Origin of the sequence: Tannerella forsythia (genome assembly GCF_003860135.1) — a bacterium.
GTDB classification, from domain to species: Bacteria; Bacteroidota; Bacteroidia; order Bacteroidales; family Tannerellaceae; genus Tannerella; species Tannerella forsythia_A.
Window position 1 is genome coordinate 126,421 of record NZ_RQYN01000001.1, and the last position, 25,204, is coordinate 151,624.

Annotated in this window: 18 protein-coding genes; 9 read left to right on the forward strand and 9 right to left on the reverse strand. The window is 50.4% G+C overall.

All coding sequences use genetic code 11. From position 1 onward, the window contains the following. Positions 1–57 precede the first annotated feature (57 nt). A complete protein-coding gene (locus EII41_RS00585; protein WP_124750975.1) occupies positions 58–1,035 on the forward strand; it encodes a dihydroorotate dehydrogenase-like protein in 978 nt (325 codons plus the stop codon). A 122-nt stretch (positions 1,036–1,157) separates the two neighbouring features. Here the strand turns inward: EII41_RS00585 and EII41_RS00590 are convergent, their stop codons facing one another. Continuing rightward, on the reverse strand, positions 1,158–3,638 hold the full coding sequence (locus EII41_RS00590) for an endonuclease MutS2 (protein WP_124788992.1): 2,481 nt from the start codon (positions 3,636–3,638) through the stop codon (positions 1,158–1,160). Between the two features lie 25 nt (positions 3,639–3,663). Further along, positions 3,664–5,085 carry a PDZ domain-containing protein gene (locus EII41_RS00595; protein ID WP_124788993.1) on the reverse strand — a complete coding sequence of 474 codons (1,422 nt, stop codon included), beginning with the start codon at positions 5,083–5,085 and terminating at the stop codon, positions 3,664–3,666. 219 nt (positions 5,086–5,304) lie between these two features. Here EII41_RS00595 and EII41_RS00600 point away from each other — a divergent pair, with 219 nt between their 5' ends. Further along, entirely contained in the window at positions 5,305–5,916 is a 612-nt protein-coding gene (locus EII41_RS00600) for a nucleotide exchange factor GrpE (protein ID WP_185711780.1), read from the forward strand. Positions 5,917–5,944: 28 nt separating this feature from the next. Further along, positions 5,945–7,093 (forward strand): molecular chaperone DnaJ, encoded by a 1,149-nt coding sequence (dnaJ, locus tag EII41_RS00605; RefSeq protein ID WP_124788995.1) that lies wholly within the window; start codon positions 5,945–5,947, stop codon positions 7,091–7,093. A gap of 101 nt (positions 7,094–7,194) precedes the next feature. Here dnaJ and nqrF read toward each other — a convergent pair whose 3' ends face one another. The 7 genes from nqrF to EII41_RS00640 form a co-directional block, all read right to left on the reverse strand. Next, positions 7,195–8,481 (reverse strand): NADH:ubiquinone reductase (Na(+)-transporting) subunit F, encoded by a 1,287-nt coding sequence (nqrF, locus tag EII41_RS00610; protein WP_124750980.1) that lies wholly within the window; start codon positions 8,479–8,481, stop codon positions 7,195–7,197. A 28-nt stretch (positions 8,482–8,509) separates the two neighbouring features. Then, positions 8,510–9,127 (reverse strand): NADH:ubiquinone reductase (Na(+)-transporting) subunit E, encoded by a 618-nt coding sequence (gene nqrE / locus EII41_RS00615; RefSeq protein ID WP_124750981.1) that lies wholly within the window; start codon positions 9,125–9,127, stop codon positions 8,510–8,512. 23 nt (positions 9,128–9,150) lie between these two features. Then, on the reverse strand, positions 9,151–9,780 hold the full coding sequence (locus tag EII41_RS00620) for an NADH:ubiquinone reductase (Na(+)-transporting) subunit D (protein ID WP_124750982.1): 630 nt from the start codon (positions 9,778–9,780) through the stop codon (positions 9,151–9,153). 3 nt (positions 9,781–9,783) lie between these two features. After that, positions 9,784–10,497 carry an NADH:ubiquinone reductase (Na(+)-transporting) subunit C gene (nqrC, locus tag EII41_RS00625; RefSeq protein WP_411292568.1) on the reverse strand — a complete coding sequence of 238 codons (714 nt, stop codon included), beginning with the start codon at positions 10,495–10,497 and terminating at the stop codon, positions 9,784–9,786. Positions 10,498–10,511: 14 nt separating this feature from the next. Then, positions 10,512–11,699 (reverse strand): NADH:ubiquinone reductase (Na(+)-transporting) subunit B, encoded by a 1,188-nt coding sequence (locus tag EII41_RS00630; RefSeq protein WP_124788996.1) that lies wholly within the window; start codon positions 11,697–11,699, stop codon positions 10,512–10,514. Positions 11,700–11,781: 82 nt separating this feature from the next. Continuing rightward, entirely contained in the window at positions 11,782–13,128 is a 1,347-nt protein-coding gene (locus tag EII41_RS00635; protein ID WP_124788997.1) for a Na(+)-translocating NADH-quinone reductase subunit A, read from the reverse strand. Between the two features lie 115 nt (positions 13,129–13,243). Then, positions 13,244–13,504 (reverse strand): hypothetical protein, encoded by a 261-nt coding sequence (locus tag EII41_RS00640; protein WP_124788998.1) that lies wholly within the window; start codon positions 13,502–13,504, stop codon positions 13,244–13,246. 198 nt (positions 13,505–13,702) lie between these two features. Between EII41_RS00640 and EII41_RS00645 the strand changes: the two genes are divergently transcribed. The 6 genes from EII41_RS00645 to EII41_RS00670 all read left to right on the forward strand — a co-directional run bounded on the left by EII41_RS00645 (position 13,703) and on the right by EII41_RS00670 (position 24,860). Beyond that, positions 13,703–14,722 carry an endonuclease/exonuclease/phosphatase family protein gene (locus EII41_RS00645; protein ID WP_185711781.1) on the forward strand — a complete coding sequence of 340 codons (1,020 nt, stop codon included), beginning with the start codon at positions 13,703–13,705 and terminating at the stop codon, positions 14,720–14,722. Positions 14,723–14,739: 17 nt separating this feature from the next. Continuing rightward, positions 14,740–16,425 carry a M23 family metallopeptidase gene (locus EII41_RS00650; protein ID WP_124789019.1) on the forward strand — a complete coding sequence of 562 codons (1,686 nt, stop codon included), beginning with the start codon at positions 14,740–14,742 and terminating at the stop codon, positions 16,423–16,425. 148 nt (positions 16,426–16,573) lie between these two features. Next, the gene (locus EII41_RS00655) at positions 16,574–17,839 is read left to right on the forward strand and encodes a DUF4876 domain-containing protein (protein WP_260425418.1); all 1,266 of its coding nucleotides are present in this window, start codon (positions 16,574–16,576) and stop codon (positions 17,837–17,839) included. 253 nt (positions 17,840–18,092) lie between these two features. Further along, positions 18,093–20,777 (forward strand): TonB-dependent receptor, encoded by a 2,685-nt coding sequence (locus EII41_RS00660; RefSeq protein ID WP_185711782.1) that lies wholly within the window; start codon positions 18,093–18,095, stop codon positions 20,775–20,777. A gap of 10 nt (positions 20,778–20,787) precedes the next feature. Then, a complete protein-coding gene (locus EII41_RS00665) occupies positions 20,788–22,524 on the forward strand; it encodes a DUF6850 family outer membrane beta-barrel protein (RefSeq protein ID WP_124789000.1) in 1,737 nt (578 codons plus the stop codon). A 584-nt stretch (positions 22,525–23,108) separates the two neighbouring features. Beyond that, on the forward strand, positions 23,109–24,860 hold the full coding sequence (locus EII41_RS00670; protein ID WP_124789001.1) for a phospho-sugar mutase: 1,752 nt from the start codon (positions 23,109–23,111) through the stop codon (positions 24,858–24,860). Positions 24,861–25,204 lie beyond the last annotated feature (344 nt).

Sequence of the window (25,204 nt, forward strand, 5' to 3'; positions counted from 1 at the left end):
AATACGGGAAGTATCAAAAAAATATTTAATTTTGTCGTTCGAGAAAAAGAAATGAATATGATCCATACAGAAACGAAATACGCGGGGCTGACATTGAGAAACCCGCTGATTATAGGAAGTTCGGGACTTACGAGCAAGGTGGAACGAAACAAAGCATTCGAAGAAGCGGGTGCCGGAGCGATAGTGCTCAAATCCATGTTTGAAGAACAAATCGAAGCGCAAAGCGACGCGTTGATGCAAGGGGCGGACGACTATCCGGAAGCGGCGGATTACGTGCGTCATTATGTGAAAGCCAATCAGAGTGAAGAATATTTGACCCTGATTCGTGAGACGAAGGCACAATGCACCATTCCGATCATTGCCAGTGTGAATTGCTACAAAGCCGATACGTGGGTGGATTTTGCCCGTCAGATCGAGGCCGCCGGAGCCGATGCGTTGGAACTGAACGTGTTTTATTTCTGCACCGACTTGCATACCACAGGACAGGAAGTGGTTGATGTTTACACCTCTATTCTGAAGCAGGTAAAAAAACAAATTTCTATTCCCGTGATTATGAAGATCGGGAAAGGTTTCAGCAATATTCCCGCAGTGGTGAATTTGCTGAAAGGACACGGTGCTGACGGAGTTGTGCTGTTTAACCGTTACTATCAGCCCGATATCGATATTAATTCATGTCAGATTACATCCGGACAGGTGTTTAGCAGTCATTCCGACCTGAGCGACACACTTCGCTGGACAGGACTTGTCTCAGGCATTCTTCCGGAGATTTCGCTGGCGGCATCGACCGGTGTGCATGAATGGAAAGATGTCATCAAATGTATCCTCGCGGGAGCGTCGGCCGTGCAACTATGTACTACCGTCTACAAAAACGGTACGGAGATCGTTACACAAATGCTTACCTGCCTCGAAGAATGGATGGCGCAGCAAAAATATCAGTCGATCGACGAATTCAAAGGACGTTTGAGCTTCTCGAAAGCCCCCAACGCATCGATGTATGAACGTACACAGTTCATGAAATACTTTGGTTCCGTATAAAGACGAACCGGAAAAGACGAATCGACATTAGGCTGTCGGACGAATCGGTATTAGGCTACCGGACGATCCGGTAGGATGGACAGGCTGTTCCTTTACTTTTTACAATAAAAAAATAAATAGCTTTATTCCAGATCGATAACGGTGATTCCGGCACCTCCGAACTGCACATGTTCGTCTTGAAAACGTTGGACGCCGGATACGGTCGAGAGGTATTGGCGGATGAGTTGGCGAAGAATGCCGTTGCCGGTGCCATGCAGAATACGGACGCGTGAGACGCCGATTTGGATGGCATCGTCGACAAAATACGTAACAGCCTGCAAGGCTTCGTCGCCGCGCATGCCCCGTACGTCAATCTCCTGCTTGAAATGCAACTTTTTCTCGTGCATCGCGTCGGCCGTTTGCGCACTGACGAACGTGTGATTGCGTACTTCTTTTTTCAGTTGGTTGCGGCTGACTTTTTCGAGCTGATCGGTTTTTACCGTGCTCTTAATCATTCCGAAGGCTACGACGGCCTGCTTCCCTTGCAACTCGATGACGGAGCCTGTGGCCGTCTGCCCTTTCAGACGGACGGCGTCGCCTACCGCCAGTTTTTTTTCTTCCGCTATCGGCGTTGCTTTCGGCTCGGTAACGGTTTTCGGCTGTTTGCGACGTGCCTGCCGCTCGCGCAATTTCTCCATCTTCCGGGCAATGCGTGCATCGTCTTCCTGCGTTTGATGCACCGTTTCCTTAAATTCGCTCAGTGCCTGACGGGCGATGCGTGTGCGTTCCTTCTCGGCCTGCGCTTCTTTGATTTCGCGGATGGTCTGTTCGATCTTTGCATTGGCTTCGCGGATGATTTGCTGCGCCTCGTTTTTAGCCGTCTGTACGATTTCTTTGCGTTGGCGATTCACGGCGTCAAGGTCTTTCTCGTAACGTGCCGTCAGTTCTTCGAGGCGTTTCTCCTGCTGGCGGATATGCTGGCGTTTATTTTCCCAGTATCGTTTGTCACGCACAATGTCCTGCAGATACTTATCCATATCGATGTAATCGCTGCCCACCTTTTCCGACGCTTCGGCAATCACGTCTTCGGGCAATCCGATTTTACGGGCGATCTCGACGGCGAACGAGCTGCCGGGATGACCGATCGAGAGTTTGAAAAGCGGCTGCATCAGATGACGATCGTACAGCATCGCGCCGTTCAGCACGCCCTCATGGTCTTCGGCATACTGCTTGAGGTTCTGATAATGCGTCGTGATGATACCGAACATTTCCTTTCGGTTGAAACGTTCGAGCAAGGCCTCGGCCAGCGCTCCGCCCATGAGCGGTTCCGTGCCGCTGCCGAACTCGTCGATAAGCAGCAGCGTGCGGCCGTTACCGTGCCGAACGAAGTATTTCATGTTCGTCAGGTGTGAACTGTAGGTACTCAAGTCGTTCTCGATGCTCTGCTCGTCGCCGATATCGATAAACAGGCGCTCGAAGATACCCGCTTTCGACTGTTCGTGAAGCGGAATCAAGATGCCGCATTGAAGCATGTATTGAAGCAGTCCGACCGTTTTCAGGCAGACCGATTTCCCGCCGGCGTTAGGGCCGGAAATGATCAGCAGGCGCCCTGTGTGATCCAGTGTAATGTCGAGCGGGACAACGGGTTTGCCCTGTCGGCGGTGCGAAAGTAAAAGCAACGGATGCACGGCGTCGCGCCAATCGAGTAACGGCCGGTCGGTCAGTGCCGGCTTGATGGCCTGGATCTGTCCGGCGAAAATCGCTTTGGCACGAATAAAGTCCATCGTAGCCAGAAAAGCGTACGATTGCAACATGGCCGGTATCTGCGGACGCATAAGGTCGGTAAATTCCGTTAAAATCCGTACGATCTCGCGACGTTCTTCGCTCTCTAACTCGCGGATGCGGTTGTTCGCTTCCACGATCGCTTCCGGCTCGATGAAAACCGTCTTCCCCGTTGCCGACTCGTCATGTACGATCCCCCGAATCCTCCGCTTGAAAGCCGGTGCCACGGGGATCACCAATCGTCCGTCTCGCATGGTGGGCGCCACGTCCTTATCGACCAGCCCTTCCGACTGTGCCGAGCGTAGAATCGATTGCAGGTTACGCGAGATGCTGCCCGTCGTGGCGATCTTCTCCCGACGTATGCGGGCAAGCTCTGCCGAAGCGCTGTCTTTCATCTGTCCGTACCGGTCGAGCATGCCGTCGATCTGCCGGATAAGGCTCGGGAAGACCGGAACGTCAGAGGCCAATGCCGCTAAGGCAGGATAGTTGATTTCGTCGTCGTCATCTGCCGCTTTAAAAAAGGCGGTGATGTCGCCAATCGTTTGCAGTGAGCGTTTCAGGTCGAACAGCTCCGCCTCTTCGATAAACGTTCCTTCGGGTCGAATACGGTTCAATGCCCGGCGTACGTCGATGAAGTAATTCGCGGGGAACGGACGTTCTCCCTGTAAGATGCGGACAAATTCATCGGTTTGCTCAAGTCGCTCCGATACGGTTTTTATGTCGGCCGAAAACCGAATCTCTTCCGCCAGCTCTTTGCCTAACGGACTTAGACACTGCGCACCGATCAGCCCGCGAATCTTATCGAAACCGAGCTTATGCTCAAAATTTTCCGGATAGGTCACGAATCTCTCTCTACTGCTCGGTGAATCAGTTTAGCTCGATGGTTTTCTCCGAGTGAAACTCGGGACGGATCGTATATTCGAGCTTCTCCGTGCCGCGACGCAGCTGAAATGTACATACATTCGTGCCCGAGGGGTTCACATACGGCGCAAAATAATACAGGTAAGAGAAAGCCGTCATGTTCTTGTCGTTGCCGAACACTTTGGCGATCTGCGTATATTTGAATTTGTCCCAGAACATGCAGTTCGGAAAACCGTTGGCGTTCGTGAAGCGCGTCCCGCTGTCGCGGTATTTCAGCGTGTTCGTGATAAATTGCCGATAAGCTGCCGTAAATTCGTCGGCCGTATGGTCCATCCGTTTTCCTTCGATCCGGTCGATGAGGTCGCCCTTTTGGATGCCGGCTTTCGAGGCCGGAGAGCCGAAGTCCACATCGACCACGCGGTTCAACTGATAGATACTGTAACGGATACCGGTATAGTTATAATTCTTCTTCGTCAGAATAAATTGCGCGTTACGCTGATATTTCACGTACGGGAACTGCATACTCATCAGCGGGATATGAATCGCGGCATATTCTTCGATCGCGTAGGGGCTGCTCATCAGCTCGTTCGCCTCGCACTCCCACAGCACACGCCCCGGGATGTGGCGCTGGTCGATGAAACGAATACCGAGTTGCAACACATATTCGGCTTCCGATTCGGGTGTATTCGCATTGTAAAAAGGAAACTGTGTCACTTTGTCACGTGTAATATCGTAACGGAATACGGGAGCCTGCTCCTCCGTCTCCTTGCTTTTCTTTTTGAAGTTCGGATTTTTGTCGAATGTATAATACGTATGAATCAGGAAATCCGGATCGAGGGTGTTTTGTTGCAATCCTTTTTTCGTCAGTTCCGTTTTCAGTGTTTCGTTAATCGTCGATTCGATTTTCGAGATCGCATGATCTTCTACATCCGTAAAATTAAATGTCTTAAATTGAGAAAAGTCGATCGCGTCATCCGTTGTTTTTGTCGTGAAAGGGCAGACAAACAGACGATCGTGCGTATTTTCGACACTATACATCGAAAAAGCCGTTGCCAATTGATCTTCTCCTAAGGCGGTGGTCGAGTAACATTCTTTCTCGAGGGTTACACGGCGTGCCTGATTCGCAAAATTGCGGATCACCAACCTGATTTCGCGGGTATCGACATCCGTAATCAACGAATCCACATCATCGAGCGTGATCTCATCGATCCGCATTCCGTTGATACCTTCGATAATATCGTTCTGTTTCAGACCGGCCTTTTCGGCAGGTGAATTGGGATAGACTTTCATGATGACCGGCTTGTCTTTTCCCCAATTCTTGTTACTGCTAAACTCGTAACTGAATCCCAAACGACAACTTACATCCTCCTGTGCCGGAGAGACGAGGAAATGACAGGCCAAAAGGGCCAAACAATAAAACTTCTTCATAAGCATAATGTATTGAATATGTATCCACAGTGTTTGCCACTGTCTTTTTAATTGCACAAAGGTAAAGATATTTTTTTTCAAACGAAGGAGTTGGCAATATATTTGATAATATTTAAGGATAAAAGCCATGCAGGCAGCACGATGGCACAAGGTGTCATCGATGTTTCGGCATGGTGATAAAGAGTGTAATTCAATAGATATAAACTAAATATAGTGGAAATGAATAAGCAAACACATGCAGAAAAAATGCACAGTGAGAACGGTTCGGAGGTGACAAAAGAGCAGGACGTGACTGCAAATACGTCAGGAAAAGACAGTATGACTGACAATGTGACGGATGCGAATGGCACTACGCCTGCCGGAGAAGCCTCCAAAGAAAACGAGTCGACTGATTTTGAAGCAAAATATAACGAACTGAATGATTCCCACCTGCGTTTGAGAGCAGAATTCGATAATTACCGCAAGCGTACGTTACGCGAAAAAGCCGATTTGATCAAGATGGGAGGCGAAACGGCATTGACCGGTCTGCTCCCTGTCATCGACGACTTTGAGCGGGCGCTCGACACCGTGAAAAAAACGGAAGATGTCAGTGCCGCTGTTGCCGAAGGAGTAGAACTGATCTATAACAAGTTCATGACGTATCTGGCTCAGCAGGGAGTGAAACCGATCGAAGCCATCGGACAGCCGTTCGATACGGAGCTGTTTGAAGCCGTGGCTACGATCCCGGCTCCCGAAGAAGCGCTGAAAGGAAAGATCGTGGATTGCGTACAGCGGGGATATACATTATATGATAAAGTGATCCGACATGCCAAAGTTGTGGTTGGAGAATAATAAGGGCAAGACATAAAGAAGAAAGAAAGTGGCTAAACGAGACTATTACGAGGTACTGGGCGTAAGTAAAAATGCTACGGCCGACGAGATTAAGAAAGCATACCGGCAGAAAGCGATTCAGTTTCATCCCGATCGCAATCCCGGCGACAAAGACGCTGAAGAGAAATTTAAGGAAGCGGCCGAAGCATACGACGTATTGAGCAATGAAGAGAAGCGTCAGCGTTACGACCGGTTCGGACATGCCGGCGTAGGCAGTTCGGCAGCAAGTGGCGGATTCGGAGGCGGCGGGATGTCGATGGAAGATATCTTCTCACAATTCGGCGACTTGTTCGGCGGCCATTTCGGCGGGTTCGGCGGATTTGGTTCGTCGTCTCGTTCGCGTACCGTACAGCGCGGTTCCGACTTGCGTGTAAGGGTCAAACTGACCCTGAAAGAGATAGCGACCGGGGTAGAAAAGAAAATCAAAGTCAAGAAGTATGTGCCCTGCTCGCATTGTCATGGCAATGGCGCGGCCGACAGTCAGGCGATCTCGTCCTGCTCGACGTGTCACGGCAGCGGTTTCGTCACGCGGGTGGCAAATACGATCCTCGGTCAGATGCAGACCCAATCGACCTGTCCGACTTGCGGAGGAACAGGTGAAACGATTACACGTAAATGCGCGCATTGTAACGGCGAAGGAGTTACACGTGCCGAAGAAGTCATTACGCTGAATATCCCGGCGGGAGTCGGTGAAGGCATGCAACTGTCGATGAGCGGTAAAGGGAACGCCGCGCGACGGGGCGGAATGAACGGCGATTTGCTGGTGGTCATCGAAGAGGAACGTCATCCGGAGTTGATTCGCGACGAGAACGATCTGGTATATAATCTTCTGCTGACCGTTCCACAAGCTGCCTTGGGCGATTCGGTCGAAGTGCCGACGGTCGACGGACGAGTGAAAGTAAAAATCGAGCCGGGCACACAACCGGGCAAGGTGCTCCGGCTGCGGAACAAAGGCTTGCCTTCCGTCAACAGTTACGGAACAGGCGACTTGTTGATCAACATAAGCGTCTATATTCCCGAAAAGCTTACGGAAACGGAGAAAAGCAAAATCAAAGAATTGGCGAACGCGGAGAATTTTCAGCCTTCACCGTCGATCAAAGACCGGATATTTAACAAATTCCGCGATTTGCTGGATTGATTGACCGAACAGGCATCATCATACAAACAGACATATAAAAAAATGCGGGAGACTTTCGAGTCCCCTGCATTTTTTTATACGATTCTTTTTGAATCGGCAAATTATCCGCCGAAATTATCGAATCTCAGGTTCTCAGGCGGTACGCCGAGACTGTCGAGCAATCCTTCGACGGCTTTCGACATCGGACCGGGACCACACATATAATATTCGATATCTTCGGGCGCTTCGTGATCTTTCAGATACGTTTCGTACATCACGTTATGCACGAATCCGGCGGTATATTTCACTCCGGCCGCATCGGCTGCGGGATCGGGGCGGTCGAGCGCCAGATGGAACGAGAAGTTCGGGTATTCTTTCTCGATGGCGAGGAAGTCTTCCAGATAGAATACTTCGTTCAACGCGCGGGCGCCGTAGAAGTAAGACATCTTCCGATCTCTCGTATGCAATGTTTTCGTCATATACATAATCTGCGAACGAAGCGGAGCCATACCGGCGCCACCGCCCACCCAGATCATTTCGTTTTTCGAATTGAGATTCGGGTGGAAATCACCGTAAGGACCACTCATCGTCACTTTGTCGCCCGGTTTGAGCATGAAGATGTACGATGATGCGATACCCGACGGCACATTCTGGAATCCTACCTGCGGTTTCGGCTTGAACGGCGGCGTAGCAATACGCACCGTCAGCATAAAGCGATCGCCTTCGGCCGGATAGTTGGCCATCGAGTAGGCGCGGATCGTCGGTTCGTCGTTACGGCATTTGAGAGTGAACAGTCCGAACTGTTCCCATGCCGGCAGATATTCCGCGCCGATCGACTCTTTGTCAATGTCTACGTTGTAATCCATCGAATATTTCGGGATATTGATCTGTGCATACGACCCCGGGATGAAGTCCATGTGTTCGCCCGGAGGGAGTGCCACAATAAATTCCTTGATAAACGTGGCCACGTTTTTATTTGAAACGACCGTACATTCATATTCTTTCACACCGAACACTTCGTCGGGTACCTGAACCGTCATGTCGTTTTTCACTTTTGTCTGACATGCCAGACGCCAATGATCCTTGATTTGTTTACGGGTGAAGAAGACTTTTTCCGTCGGCAGGATATCTCCTCCTCCTTCAGGCACCTGTGCACGGCACTGGCCACATTTGCCACCGCCGCCGCATGCCGACGAAAGGAAGATATTTCCGCTCTGCAACGCGCCGAGCAACGTACCGCCGATCGGCGTCTCGATTTCTTTTTCTCCGTTTACCGTCATCTTCACATTGCCCGACGGTACAAGCTTGGCTTTCGCAGCCAACAGCAGGATGACCAGTAGCAGGACAATAATCAGAAAGACGATCACACTGGCCCCGATGGTCAGTCCTGAGATTTCCAATAAAACCATTTTTTATATACTGTTTATGCGTTAATACTCAAATTTTGAATCCCGAGAAGCACATGAAAGCGATTCCCATCAGCCCGGTCAGAATAAACGTGATCCCTAATCCGCGAAGAGGCTTCGGTACATCCGAATAGGCCAGCTTCTCACGGATCGCCGCCATACCGACGATAGCCAGCAACCAGCCGATCCCCGACCCGAAGCCGTAGACCGTAGCTACGCCGACATTATCGAACGCGCGTTGTTGCATGAACAGCGAGCCACCCATGATGGCACAATTCACGGCAATCAGCGGCAGGAAGATACCCAGCGAGGCATAGAGGGAGGGAGCGTATTTCTCGACAATCATTTCGACGAGTTGCACAAACGAGGCAATCACGGCGATAAAGAGAATGAACGAGAGGAAGCTCAAGTTTACATCCTGAAAACCTTCGCCGAGCCAGCTCAACGCGCCTTCTTTCAAGACGTAGTTCTCCAGCATATAGTTGATCGGAAGGGTGCAGACAAGCACAAACGTAACCGCCAGTCCCAAGCCCAGCGCCGTTTTCACATTTTTCGACACCGCAAGGTACGAACACATACCGAGATAGTATGCGAAGACCATGTTATCGACAAAAATCGAACGGATAAAGGTACTTAATATATTTTCCATAATTTATTACGTTGTTTCAAGAGTTAATTTTGTTCCTGCAAATCTTTGTTGCGCGAGCGGTGAATCCAGATCATTACCGCGCAAAGAATAAGCGCCATCGGCGGCATAATCATCAAACCGTTATTCACGTATCCCAAGTCGTAGAACGCCTGAGGAATGACCTGATAGCCGAGTAACGTGCCCGATCCGAACAGTTCGCGGAAGAAGGCGACCACAATGAGGATAATACCATAGCCGACGCCGTTTCCGACTCCGTCGAGGAACGATTCCCACGGGCGGTTACCGAGCGCGAACGCTTCGAGACGTCCCATCAGGATACAGTTTGTGATAATCAGCCCTACGTAAACGGAGAGCTGTTTGCTCACGTCGTAGGCAAAGGCTTTGAGCACTTCGTTGACGATCGTCACCAGAGCCGCCACCACCACGAGCTGGATGATGATACGGATACGGTTCGGTATCGTTTTACGCAGCAACGAAATAATCACATTCGCAAAAGCTACCACGGCGATTACCGAGAGCGTCATGACGATGGCCGGTTGCAACTTCACGGTCACCGCCAGAGCGGAGCAGACCCCCAGCATCTGTACGATTACCGGATTGTCTTTGCTTACCGGATTGAATAAAATCTCTTTATTTTTTGTTGATAATCCCATAGCTTACTGTTTTTGTGTCGTTAAAAAATTGGCATACTGGCCGATGCTTGTGCGAAGCATCGCGTCGACGCCGTTACTCGTGATCGTTCCGCCCGAAATCCCGTCAACATAATCCTGTCCTTCGGCCTTATTTCCGCTTTTCACGACGGCAATCGATTTGAATACCCCGTCGCGGAAGAGCTGCTTTCCGGCAAACTGTCCGGAGAACGCCTGCGTCGTGATTTCTGCTCCTAACCCCGGCGTCTCGCTGGCGTGGCTGAAATCGGCACCGAAGACCGTGTTACAATCGTCGTTGACCGAAAGATAGCCCCACACCGGCCCCCAAAGCCCTGCGCCGCGCATGGCCAGAATATATTTTGTTTGACCTTCGACGGTGGCCACGAAGACCGGATAAACACCCCGTGCAAAGGCTTTCTCTACCTCTTCGCCAAAGGCGTCGCCGTCGGCACGTTGTCCGTCGGTATTGACGAGGAACGTTTCTTTGATCAGTTCGTTATATTTGGCTTCGACCTCGTTAGCCGGTACCGAAACGTTCACGGCACGCAGAATTTGCTGCCGTTTATCGTTGGCTTCGTTGGCTTTCTGGGTCGAACGTAATGCCTGCGAGGTGAATGCCAGCAGCAGTGCGACGAAAACGACCATCACGGCCGCATACATCATCGTGTACGTATTGCTGTTCGTATTCAGCTTGGCTCCGCTCTTTTTTTCTTGTTCCATACTCTTCTCCTCCTTCATTTAGCGATTTGTTTAACACGGTTGTTGCGGCGTTTGATGTTCGCATCGACGACATAGTAATCGATCAGCGGTGCGAAGATGTTCATCATCAAGATCGCGAGCATCATTCCTTCGGGGTATCCGGGGTTAAGCACACGGATGCAGATGGTCAGGAAACCGATCAGGAGTCCGTAGATCCATTTGCCTTTTTCCGTACGCGCCGAGGTTACGGGGTCGGTGGCCATAAATACGGCACCGAAGCAGAAGCCTCCCAGTGCGAGATGCTCATACCAAGGCATATTGGCCATGGCATTGCCTTCTATCCCGAAAGCGTTGAACATAAGTGCGGTCAATGCTCCGCCGGCAAAGACGGAAAACATCGTTTTCCAGCTTGCGATTCCCGTCCATATCAGCAGGATGGCGCCCAGTCCGATGGCGATGACGCTCGTTTCGCCGATCGATCCCGGAATCAGTCCGGTGATCATATCCATCGAGAACGGGGGATAGCCTGTGGCGCTTGTGGCTGTCGAGGCGATGCCCAGCGGCGTGGCGCCCGAAAAGCCGTCGACCACGGTGCCGGCGCCGAGACCGAACGTATCGGCCGTACGGATGAACACCTTATCGCCCGACATGGCTGCCGGATAGGCAAAGAAGAGAAACGCACGCGTTACGAGCGCTACATTGAAAATGTTATATCCTGTTCCGCCGAATACTTCCTTGGCGAAGATCACGGCAAATGCCGTGGCCACGGCGATCATCCACAGCGGAGTGTCGATCGGCACGATCATCGGGATCAGCATCCCCGAAACGAGAAATCCTTCCTGAATTTCTTCTTTCTTCCATTGGGCTACGGCAAATTCGATACCCAGCCCCACGACGTACGAAACGATGAGTTTCGGAAGGACGGCCAGAAAACCGAAGAGGAACGTAGACCACAAATCCTGCACGGCTCCGATGGCCAGGTTATGTTGATAGCCCACATTATACATTCCGAAGAGCAAGGCCGGTATCAGTGCGATGACCACCACGGTCATGGTACGTTTCGAGTCGATGCTGTCGTGAATGTGTACGCCCGACCGGGAGGTTGTATTGGGGACAAACAGGAACGTTTCGAATCCGTCGAATACGGATTGAAACATCGACAGTTTGCCTCCTTCCTCAAAAGCCGGTTTAATCTTGTTGAGATAATTCCTTAACGCTTTCACTTTTATTTATTTGTTTATGATTAATATCAATAGTTCGTTTGTTTAACCCGCGGCCATTACATGGCCGGATCAACCCTCCCGATCAGTTCATCTCTTTATAAAGCATGTCGAGTCCGTTGCGGACGATTTTCTGAATCTCGATTTTCGAGGTATCCACAAATTCGCAGAGCGCAAAATCTTCGGGTGCGATTTCGTAGATGCCGAGATTTTCCATCTTGTCGATGTCGTAGGCGATGATCGCCTTGAGCAGGTATTCGGGATAAATATCCATCGGGAAAACCTTGTCGTATTCGTTCGACATGATCATGGCGCGCTTGCCGCCTTTGATTCGTGCATCGAGGCAATACTCTTTTTTGCTTCCGAGCAGCCACGAAAAATAACTGTGCGACATGCTCAACTTACCGAAGCCCGGCATAGCCCATCCTACGAACTCGTTCACGTCGTCGCCTTCGGGGATGGCGGTGATTTGCGTATCGTATGCGCCGAGAAAACCGTCGGTCGTCACTTTCGTACCGGTCAGCACGTTTCCGCTGATTACGCGCACGCGTCCGTCTGCGAGCCGTCCGTCTGTCAGGCTGCCGATGCGGCATCCGGCAACGACTTTGGCATAGCCGCGTTCGTTCATTTCCGATCCGGTCAGCGCGATGGTGCGTGTAAAATCGGTTTTCTTTTCTTTGAACAGGCGGCCGATCGTCAGCACGTCTGCCGCACGAAGCGTCCAAACGGTTTCGCCTTTATTGACGGGTTTGAGATGGTTGATCATCACCCCGACGTTGCCTGCCGGATGCGGCCCGAAAAGTTCCACGACTTCAACACCCGTCATGCTGCGTAGCGGCGAGCCGGGTTTCACACCGAGGTAAACAGTGCCCTGCGTGAGCTTCGTCAGTGCCTGCAAACCGGTTTGGAGTAAATCTTCCTCGCCTTTAACGATGAAATCGAAATCCGCTGCCAGCGGCGCCGTATCGTAAGCCGTGACGAAGATGTCGCGCGGGGTATCCGAGGGGATCGCCACCCGATCGTACGGACGTTGTTTGATACAGGGCCACAAACCTGTTTCGAGCAGAAGAGCTTTCAATCCCTCTGCGTCGTACGATTTCAGGTCTTTGATATCGAACGTTTCGAATTCATTTTGTGCATCGGGGCGGATGGTAATGCTTAATACTTTGCGCTTTTCGCCGCGGTTGACTCCCGTCACCTCGCCGCTCACCGGTGATACGAACTTAATCTCCGGATAGACTTTGTCCATCATCAGCGGCGATCCGGCCTTGACCTTATCGCCTACGCGGACAAGCACCTTGGGCACGATGCCGACATAATTGTCGGGCACAATCGCGTAGCTGTCGGCAGCTCCGACATGGACGTACTCCAACGGCGCCTTGCCTTTGAGGTTTATGTTCAAGCCTTTCTTGATTTTAACCACATTTGCCATGTTTCTTAAAATATTTTTAATTCTGATTTTTCGCGCAAAAATACATACTTTTTTCATGTTTTAAAACAGAAGCTTGACAAATTACGGAAAAAATTCTTCAATGTGTGCGGAGGTACTAAAAAATACGTTCGCCACGTTGCGAAACCTTCGCCAAGTGCTCCGCCATCCTTTCGCAACTTGGCGACACTTTCGCCGAGTACTTTTTCATCCTTTCGCCACCTTGCGAAACCTTTGCCGAGTACTTCGGCATGCTTTCGCAACGTTGCGACACCTTCGCCGGGTACTTTTTCGTCGTTTCGCCACCTTGCGACACCTTCTCGAAGTGCTTCGGCGTGCTTTCGCCACGTTGCGACGCCTTCGCCAAGTACTTTTCCATCTTTTCGCAACGTGGCGACTACTTATCGTCTGGTCATTTTATCTTCTTAACCTCACATGCCGCCATAGATGTTTTTGGTAGAATGTCAAACAACCGTTGACAATTATACATCCACATAGGTGTTTTCCGATATTTACGCGAAGCATGGAGAAAACAATCCCTCGATTTGTCCTATCTTTGTCTGCAAAAATAAAAAAAATGTACAGGACACTCTTCGCAACAACCGTTTTTCTTTTTCTGCTTCCGGGCTGCACGTCGTCGCAGACAAACCGGATTCGCATGCAGTCGTTTCAGGTGATGTTTTATAACGTGGAAAACTTGTTCGATACGGCAGACGATCCGGTCACGAACGATCAAGAATTCCTGCCCGGCGGTGTACGGAAATGGACGCCGAAACGTTATAACGAGCGTTTGCGGCAGACGGCCAAAGTCATCACGGCCGTGGGCAAATGGGATATGCCTGCCATCGTAGGACTTTGCGAAGTGGAAAATGATACTGTGCTGACTCATCTGCTGAATCGTACGCCCTTGAACGAACATCGCTATCGTTACTGCATCACCCGAGGGAACGACCCGCGCGGCATCAATAACGCTTTGCTCTACCGGTACGACCGGTTCGAGTTGCTCGGCCAACGTTCGGTACGCATCCGTTTTACACGCAAAGGAAAACGTTCGCGCGATATTCTCCATGTGTGGGGGCGGGTGGTTACGGGCGATACGCTCGACGTGTTGGTATGCCATTTCCCTTCGCGCTCGGCCGGTAAGAAGAAGACAGAGCCCGATCGAATCGATGCCGCGCTGTGTGTGCGTCGCCTGTGCGACTCGCTTTATAACGTAAGACATCGCACGCATATCCTCGTCATGGGCGATTTCAACGATACGCCGGCCGACGAGAGTATCGCCGTCATGACGCACGCCGCCAAGCCCGAACGCCGACTGACGAATCTTTTTGCCGACAAGGAGACGCTGAATTTTGCCGGAAGCCACAAATATAACGACGAATGGTCGCAGCTTGATCAGATGCTCGTCAGCCTGCCGTGGAAAGCGCGTTTGAAAGAAGGCGGAGTGCAAATATTCGCCCCGTCGTTTCTGCTGACCGAAGACAAGCGACAAAGCAACAAACGGCCGCGCCGAACGTATCAGGGGTACACATACAAAGGCGGATTCAGCGACCATCTGCCCATTGTGGCGGAGTTTTTCTTACCTTTGCCCGAATAACTTTTTAGCGTAGAATGATGAATACATGGAAGAAGACGCTGATCGTCTGTCTGAGTTTCACGGGGCTTACCGTTTCGGCGCAAACGTTTCGCAGCCCTGTCGACATCCCGATACTGCTGAGCGGGAATTTCGGCGAATTGCGCAATAATCACTTTCATTCGGGAATCGATTTCAAGACGCAGGGCGTCGAGGGGAAAAACATTCGTGCCGTAAAAGACGGGTACGTCTCCCGCATCCTCGTGTCGCCGTGGGGATACGGGCTTGCGCTTTATGTGAAGCACCCGGACAGTACGATGTCGGTCTACGGTCATCTGCGTAACTTCGCCGGCCCCATCGCGGCGTATGTCAAAGAGCAGCAGTACGCACAGGAGCGTTTCTCGGTCGATTTGTCGCCCGAACCGTCGCGGTTTCCGGTCAAGGCCGGCGAGTTGATTGCCCGGAGCGGCAACACGGGCAGCTCGGGCGGGCCTCACCTGCATTTCGAAATACGCGATCTGCGCACAGGCGAACCGGTCGATCCGATCGTATATTATAAGGACAAAATCAAAGATACGCGGCCTCCGAAGGTGCGTTCCGTGATGGTTTACCCTGTCGAGGGATTGGGTGTCGTCAACGGATCGCGGCAGAAGCAACGTCTCAAGGTCGTCACCGCGAAAGACGGTCGGCAGTCGGTGACCGGCAAAACGGAAGCGTGGGGAAAGATTGCCTTCGGCATTAACATCGACGACTACATGAACGGGACGAGCAACGTGTACGGTGTGAAGGAAATCACGATGCGCGTCGACGGCAAAGAAGTGTTTCACAGTTATCAGGACCGTTTTTCGTTCGATGAGACGCGCTACCTCAACGCGTGGGTCGACTTTGCCGAATGGCGCGAGAGAAAATCGTTTTATACGAAAACATTCGTCGAGCCGGGTAACCGCCTGCGCTTCATGACCAGCAAGCATCGCGGCTATTTGACTATCGACGAAGCAAGGACATACCGCGTCGAATTTGAACTCACGGATGCGTTTGGCAATACCGGACGACTTGCGCTGACTGTGACCGGCCGACCGCAGACGATTCTTCCACCCGATACGGCCGGTGCGACACGCTTCTACCATAGCGGAGAAAACCGTTTCGGAGCAAGCGGCATACGGATGCATATTCCGCGCGGCAATTTGTATAACGATTTGTATTTTCGTCATTTCTCATACGCCGATACAGCGTATGATTCCGAGGTTCACACGGTACATGATACACCTGTTCCGCTGCATCGCAAGGCGCGTCTTTCCCTTCACCTGCTCACCGATACGCTGGGCGATAAAGGAAAATACGGCATCGTCTCGGTCGATGGGCGTAGAAAGAGCTGGATTGGCGGATCGTATCGCGACGGCTGGATCGATGCCGACATCACCGAACTGGGCAAACGTTATGCCGTCGATGCCGATACGGTACCGCCTGTCATTACCGCCGTCGATTCGTCTCTCTGGGCGGCTAAAGAAATGATTGTCCTGCGCCTGACCGATAATCTGAGTGGGATAGAAGAATATCGCGGCGAGATAGACGGCCGGTTCGCTCTTTTCGAACTCGACGGCAAGAAAGCAACCGCGCGTTACTTCTTCGACCGTCAACGCCTCACACGAGGGCGACACACCCTCCGGATGACCGTGACCGACGGCTGCGGCAACCGCACGGTCTACGACGCCGATTTCGAATGGTAGCTTGAACATGCGGAAAAAACCTACGCCTCCCCCATAATGGCTACTTTTAGCAAAAAAATCATAATTTATGGGTATTGCGGTATGCGATGACCAAGTGTACTTTTGCGCCATGAAAAATTTACATTTGGTTAATAAAAAAAGCTATTTTATGATGTGTTTTAAAAAACTATTATTGCTGCCCGCCTTGATTACAGGCGTATGCCTCTTTTCATCATGCGAAAAGGAAAAAATTGATGAATCTGTGACATTGTCTATTCAAGCCACGTCGCAGGAGAATGTTATAGATTATACTGAATTTACATTGCAACTTAAAGAGTTGCGTACGATGAAATCCGTAAAAAAGAAACTGACAGATAAAGGAACTTGTGAACTTACGCTTAATAAAGGGACGTATACTATTAGTATAGAATGGAAGAACGGAAATGCTTCGTTTTTCGGTACAATGGAAAATTATTCCGTAACCAAATCCGAAACGCTTAATATTCCTCTTACACGTACGATTTCACAACCTACCGGAATTATATTTAAGGAAATCTTTTTCAATGGGGAGACGAATAGCGGAAAAATGATGCATCCCGACCAGTATTTTGTATTATATAACAATGGCGATGCAACGGTATATGCCGACGGTATAACGTTTTCCGTATCCTTACACGCTAATTGGAGCGAAGCCGATGTGTTTACCGAATTACTGCCCGGCGAAGTCGTTGCCGCACAGTTTTATTCGATCCCCGGAAACGGTCTGCAATATCCGTTGAAGCCTGGAGACAGTCTCGTCATTGCGCGGACGGCAATTAATCATCATGAGTCGTACGAAAATGCGGTCGATCTTTCAGGTGCCGATTTTGAAGTGTATGAACCGGATATGCCGGCACAGTTCGGTACCGACGTAGATAATCCCGACGTCCCGAATCTGATTGCTCATTTTTCGATCTGGGGTATTTTCAATATGCATCCTCGTGGGCCGCTGGCTCCGTTTATCTTTAAACCCGAAACGGATATGAAGACCTTTATGGAGAAGAACAAGTTCTCTTTCAAAAACAAGAAAGGAGAAACTCAATATACGTATAAGGTCCCGGCCGGCCTTATTATAGACGGTATAGAGACCGGTAATGAAGGCGCTGTCAAAGTGAAATCTTTGCCTTCTTCGGTCGATAAGGGATATATTACTGTTACGGGATGCCACCGTCAAGAATCGATACGTCGCAAAGTAGGTGCTAACCATAAATTGATCGACACGAATAATTCGTCGGAAGATTGTGTGCGGGTGAAAGGGCAGACTCCTCATCCGAAGAAAGGTGCGAAAACCAAGTCGGGAGCTGTAAGAAGTGTGGTGAACGGCATGTCTTACGATAAAGAATTTCCCGGAGGAATACAGGAGTTTGCAGGCAGTTCATGGAATGTGCTTCACTGATCCTCTGAAAGCGCCAAAACATACGAATTAAGCACTACGATTATTTGATGTGAATGAAAGTCGGATATGCCGAATCCGGAAAAACTTCCGGTTCGGCTATCTGCTTTTTTTTGAGGATTGGGTAGAGCAGGCTTATTTTTTAATGTGAGATATGTATTGTCTGGGTAAAAAAATCATTTTTTGTCTTCTTTCCACACTCTGCTTACTTCCGCTACGGAGCTACGGTCAGACAGATACGCACAGAGGGTTCTTATTGCATGGCAGGGTAATAGACCATGCCACCGGAAAAGGTATCGGTTTTGCCTCGTTACAGATCGAGGCTTCGTCGCAGGGGGTGGTTTGCGATGCGGAGGGACGTTTCCGGTTTCCTCGTCTTCGTGAGGGAACGTACAGTGTAGAAGTGTCATGCCTCAACTATGCTCCCGTCAAAGCGGAGATACGGCTGAAGCAGGATACGGCTGTCGTTTTCCGCCTTCATGAACAGCGCTTCACGCTGCCCGATGTGGAAGTGATGGCAAGTTTTCGCCCCTCGAAGGGGAGTAATGCGACGATAGGGCAAACCGCATTGGAATACATTCAACCCGTTTCGATCGCCGATGTGTTGCTGTTGTTGCCGGGTAGTATAACGGGAAATAACTCGTTGCACCGCTTTAATCTTACTACGTCGAGACAAGCCGGTGCCGATAAAAATACATCGTTGGGGATGGGCATTATTGCCGACGGTATTCCGATGACTAACGATGCCATGCGGACACAGCTCTACGGCCTTTCGGGCGAAGAGCAAGCAGACCGCATGGTGAACCGGCGAGGAATGATGAATGCCGGGATGGATATGCGTACTTTCTCGACCGACCATATCGAGAGTATCGAGGTGGTGCGCGGTATCTCGTCAGCCCGGGATGGCAATCTGAGTAGCGGAGCCATTCATATTCATTCCAAGAAAGGAGCCACACCGCTCCGGGTGCGTGCCAAAGCCGATCCGCTGAATAAATTGCTCTATATGGGAAAAGGTTTTAAATTATCCGAGCGGGCGGGCGCGCTCCATGTCGGGTTCGATGCCTTATCGTCTACTCCCGACGTGCGCGAAAAACTCGAACAGTTTACTCGTATCACTGCACAGGCCGGTTATACGAACCAGTTTTCTCTGCATGGGAAACCGCTCGATTTCTCGGCCCGACTGAGTGCCACCTCGTCTGTCAACAATGTAAAATCGGACGAACTGATCGATGAAAACAACGAGTATTATCAATCCGATTATCTGCGAACCACCTTCTCGCTCAACACCAAGTGGCATGTGAATACACGCTGGTTGAACAGTATGGAAATTTCCGGTTCGGCAGATATTACACGCGATTTGCTTAAGCGCCATAAATTGGTGCTCAGCTCGATGGGACCGAGCAGCATGCCCGTCAGTGACCAAAGTGGCGAACATGAAGGTATCTTCCTGCCGGTGAAGTACTATACCGATTATAAGGTCGATAATATACCGATTTATCTGTTTATGCAAACTCATTTCACCTCATTCATTCCTATGGGTAAACAACTTCATCATTCCCTGATGTATGGTGTGGAAGTGAAATCGAACAAAAACACCGGCGAGGGGGCAGTCGTCGATGTAACCCGTCCGCCTTATCCGGGCGATAACACGTTTATCCGTCCGCGACCGAACTATCTGATTCCTGCGTTAATCAACGGCGCATTGTATATCGAAGACAAAGCTGTTTGGGAAGCGAGTCAAAAAGTACGTGCCGACCTGCGGCTCGGTTTGCGGGCTACGCGAATGTTCAACCTGCCGTCCGATTATGCCCTGAAACATAAAATACTCATCGAGCCTCGCCTGCAGGTCGGTATGACGATAAAAAGCGAGACTTCTGCGGGAAGCTCCATATCCAATACGTTCCGGATAGGATACGGCGAAGAAAACAAACTGCCTACGCTCGACATGTTGTATCCCGACAAGCTGTATCGCGATTTTGTTGTACTGAATGCCTTCTATCAGCAGCCCAACAGAGATTTGCTACTCGTGAACACGTACATTCATACGCCGGTAAACCCTTCGCTGCGCGAAAACAAAAACAGGAAATGGGAGATCGGCTGGGACTTGCGGGCGAAACATTTTGAAGTCTCCCTGTCGGCTTTCAGAGAAGAATATAAAGGAGGATTCAGTTATTTTCCACAATATTATCCCGTAGCTTTTACCCGTTATATAACGCCTCGTCATTCGATTACGGGAAAACCTTCCAAAGACGATTATTATCCGGAGAATTATAAGGATTTTACGATATTCCCCGTGGTGCGTAACAGTGCCAGAACGATAAAACGAGGAGTTGAATACCGCATCAAGACACCGGTCATCAAACCGTTAAGTACATCGGTCGAGTTGAATGGCGCTTATTACAGCACCGTTTATACGAAAGGTATTCCCGTCATGTATCGTCCGGTGGTGAAAGAATTTGGCGATAAGTATCCGTATGTAGGAATTTATCAGGGTGATACGCATGTTTATCAAAGTCGTTTCAATACGAATGTATGGATCAATACCCATATCAAACGCTTCGGACTGATCTTTACCAACTTCGTACAGGTGATATGGTTCGCGAAGATGCGTAATGGTACGGAAGAAGATGTACTACCTTCGCATTATATGGATCTTGACGGTAAGCGCCATGTGGTGAACGCAGCCGAAATAGCTGCGACCGAGGGGGTACTGCGTCACTTGCGACGCGAACGTTCCGAGCTGTATTATCGCACGGAAACCAAGCCGGTCTCTGTTTTCATGAATATCAAAGCGAGCAAGGAGCTGGGAAAGCATACGAAACTCTCTTTTTTCGTAAACAATCTGATCGATATTCATCCGCATTATAAAGCGGCCGACAAAACAACCGAAAAAGAATGGGCGATTCCGTTCTTCGGCGCAGAACTGATTATAAATATCTGATGTATTCAAAATGAAAAAGACGTTTTACCTCATCATACGCTGCCTGCTGATTTGTAAAGCACCGGGATTCGTGTCGGCGCAGGCGGAATATCCTCTTCAGCGCAGAATCGTTTCTCTGTCTCCACCCGAACAGACGGCCGATAAGTTTCGTTTCGATCTGCAAAGTCATCTGGCGGATATCGTATATCGCCATCCTGCGCTGTATGAATGGCAAAATCGTAACGGCTATATTTTCTCGGATGTACGGCACAGGAGCGACACGATGCCGATACCTCTGTTGCGCAGAACGAACATCAGCCTGCGGCATGCCGACGGAAAAATATCGGGAGATTATCTGCCTTTTGCCGGCAATGCTTTTACAGACTCCGAAATCAACGCCGAAGCCATTTACGGAACAGCCGGAGACGGAACCATGTTCGGCAGCGCTTCGTTCTCAAAAGGACGTCATAGCGGATACGGATGGAATGCCATACGGCATGCCGAATTATACCTCCCATACGTTATTGCCGATTCTACGGGCGGCGACTACCGCTACGAAAACTATTACATGGCAGGAGGCTATGCTTTTCGGTTGCATAGAGGATATTACGGAGTAGGTGGCAGTTTCAGGGGAGAAATCGCTTCCCGCCAGACCGATCCGCGATGTGCCAACACCACCTCGTGGCTCACCGTCGACGCTTCGGCCGTATGGCCCGTCGCAACCCGACACTGGCTGGCTGTGCGTGCGTCGTATATCCGCAACAAGCAACATCTCCATCTGCGGAACTGGCGGCCGAATCAGCAGGATCGTTTTTTCGTTACGTACGGTTTCGGATATTACGACCTGCAGGAAAGTCCTGTCAGCTTCGGTATACGGCGCATGTATTATATGCAGGGCATAGAGACGCACGCAACCTTCAGTAACCTTGGCCTGCGAAAGGGGCGCTCCGTCGGTTTTACGGCCGATGTAAACTATGCCTTTCTGGCGATGAAGACGGAAGAATCCGATGCCAAAAATCTTTTCGGTTCCGATACCCATCACGTCAACGGCTCATGGTGGCTCACATCGGCAGAAGACCGGGCGTTACAGTGGAGTCTCGGATTGCAAACACACAATCAATTTCGTCGGGGCAAAGAGCATATCTACGAAACCTACCGTCCCGACGAAAATTATCCGTCTATCTACGATTTCAGGCTCGTCGACACCCGCAAACGCTATACGTATACGTTTTCTTCGAATCGGATGCAGGGCAAAATCGACTATGGCTTTTCCGGGCCGCGACTCAGGATCGAGCTTTTGGGCGGTATAGGCGCGGATTATCGTTCGGAAGGTTATGAAAGTCCTCATCATCATTGGGAAGTATGGACTGTCTGTCCGATGCTGGGAGCAGGGGCAAAGCAACGACTCAATAAAGTAGAGTGGGGGATCAACTCGCTCGGTGTCGTACGACTGCCTTTGCAATACGGTTATGATGTATCCGGCGGAAAATTCAGACTCGACTATCAGGAAACCTTTCTTCCGTATGCTTATTATACAGATCGGTCGTTTACTTTGCGCAACGAGTTATACGTTGCGTACCGTATCAGCAAACAGGGCCGACGGGTGGGGATCATCGTGCAACATCTGTTGCGAAACGGCCGTCGACCGGCCGACGTAGCATATACCGAAACACCCGGAGTTATCTCGCACAGGCTTTCACATCCGGCTTCGGGAAAAGTGAACAATCATGAATCGTGGATAAGCGCCTCACTTTTTATCGCGATGTGAAGTAAGGCGCGGAAAACGGAGGTACCGCCTGCGGTCAACGGTTTAACCCCGGATTCCGCAATAGAACAAATCATAATGAATTTCATTCAGGCCTTCAGCCCTCCGAACAAGGTCCGAACATCGATACCCCACCCTTACGGGATGGGGCTGAAATAATCCGGGCTTTCAGCCCTTGTATGCCCTGCGGGCGTTGAGTTGTTGAGATGTTTATTTGTTGATTCGTTGAGTTGTTTGATTGTTGAGTTGTTGGCTGGCTGAACGCTGAAGGCTGATTGCTGTAAAAGCCCTGAAAGGGCGCCTTAATTCAGCCCAATGCGAAGCGTTGGGAAAAAGGCATCGCATCTTGGCGGAGGGCTGTAAGCCTGAATTAATTTAATTGACAATTAAATAATAATGGTACCCGCCGAACAGTGTATCGCGTAATTTGGGTTAAAATCGGATGACAAGAATGAAAACTGAACCGATGCGCATCATTATCTGAAAAAAAGAGCCTATCTTTGTCAGACTTTCTACCAAAGTCTTTGGGACGTAAAAGAGAAGAAAAGAAATAGGATGTACAATAAAAAATAAAATCGTTTCTGATTATGGAAAATGTGGAATTATTAGAACTGGTGAGGAAGAAAGCGCAGGCTTGGCTGGGCCCGGAGTATGATGAAGAAACCCGTAACGGAGTGCAGGCCTTGCTCGATAAGGAAGACCCGACCGATCTGATCGAAGCCTTTTATAAGGATTTGGAGTTCGGAACGGGAGGGCTGCGAGGCATCATGGGCGTGGGCAGTAACCGGATGAACATTTATACCGTCGGAGCCGCTACGCAAGGTTTGTCGAACTACCTGAAAAAGGAATTTGCGGAGTTGGAGCAGATCAAAGTCGTTATCGGTCACGATTGCCGTAACAACAGCCGTCGGTTTGCCGAGATTTCGGCCGAGATTTTTTCGGCCAACGGCATCAAGGTGTATCTTTTCGAAGACCTCCGACCCACGCCGGAAGTATCGTATACGATTCGTAAGTTGGGATGTCAGAGCGGTATTATTCTGACGGCTTCGCATAACCCGAAAGAGTATAACGGTTACAAGGCTTATTGGGATGACGGAGCGCAGATGATTGCTCCGCACGATAAAAATACGATTGCCGAGGTTAATAAAATCCGCAACGCGGCCGATATCCGGTTCGAAGGAAAGAAGGAGTTGATCGAGCTGATCGGTAAGGAAATCGATGAGCAGTACATCGCGGACGTGAAGACGATTTCGCTGTCGCCCGACTCGATTGCGCGGCATCATGATATGAAGATTGTATATACGCCGATTCACGGTACGGGGGTGCGCATGATTCCCCAAGCGCTCGCCGCTTACGGGTTTACGAACATCATTCACGTTCCCGAGCAGGACGTGGTGAGCGGCGATTTTCCGACCGTCGTATCGCCCAACCCCGAAGAGCCGGCCGCCTTGTCGATGGCTGTCGAGCGGGCCAAGGAAACCGATGCCGAACTCGTACTGGCCTCCGATCCCGATTCCGATCGTATCGGGGCAGCCGTCAAGAACGAAGCCGGCGAATGGGTGTTAATCAACGGAAATCAGACGGTCGTTCTTTTCGTTTACTACCTGCTCACGCGCTGGGAAGAACTGGGACGGTTAAGCGGACGGGAATATATTGTCAAAACGATTGTTACGACCGAGACGGTTCGCGCCATCGCGGAGCGCAAGGGCGTCGAGATGTACGATGTTTATACCGGTTTCAAGTGGATTGCCGAGGTGATGCGCAGAAACGAAGGCAAGAAACAGTATATCGGCGGTGGAGAAGAAAGTTACGGATTCCTTTGTCAGGACTTCGTGCGTGACAAGGATGCCGTATCGGCCTGCTGCATTCTGGCCGAGATGGCGGCCTGGGCAAAAGACAAAGGGTTGTCGCTCTATCAGTTGTTGCAACAGATTTATCTCGAATACGGCTACTCGAAAGAGGTGAATATCTCTGTCGTTAAGAAAGGAAAGAGCGGGGCGGAAGAAATCGAGGCGATGATGAACGGTTTCCGCAATCATCCGCCGACGGAGATTGCCGGATCGAAAGTGACGCTGATCTACGATTATGCGTCGTTGAAGGGACACAGTTTTACCGATAACGAAACCTTCGCGTTGCACATGCCTACGACCTCGAACGTGCTGCAATATTATACGGAAGACCATACGAAAGTGTCGGTTCGTCCGTCGGGTACGGAGCCGAAGATCAAGTTTTATTGCGAGGTACACATCCCCGATGTCCGTACGGCTGAAGACTTGCGGACGGCCGAGGCCGAGGCCATGAAGAAGGTCGAACAGATCAGGGCCTCGCTCGGTATCTGAGGCTTTTGAAGAAAAACAGAAGATACGGGATTAGCTCGTAAACATAAAGGGGGATGTGTCTCAAACCAACACGGAGGCACATCCCCTTGAACCCAGATTCCGCAATAGAAAATATAAGAATGAATTTAATTCAGGCTTTCAGCCCTCTGAATAGAGTGCGGACATCGATACCCCACCCTTGCGGGATGGGGCTGAAATAATCCGGGCTTTCAGCCCTTGTATGCTGTTCGGGTGTTGAGTTGTTTAGTTGTTGAAATGTTTATTTGTTGAGTTGTTGGCCGGCTGAACGCTGAAGGCTGATTGCTGTAAAAGCCCTGAAAGGGCGAGATAATTCAGCCCAATGC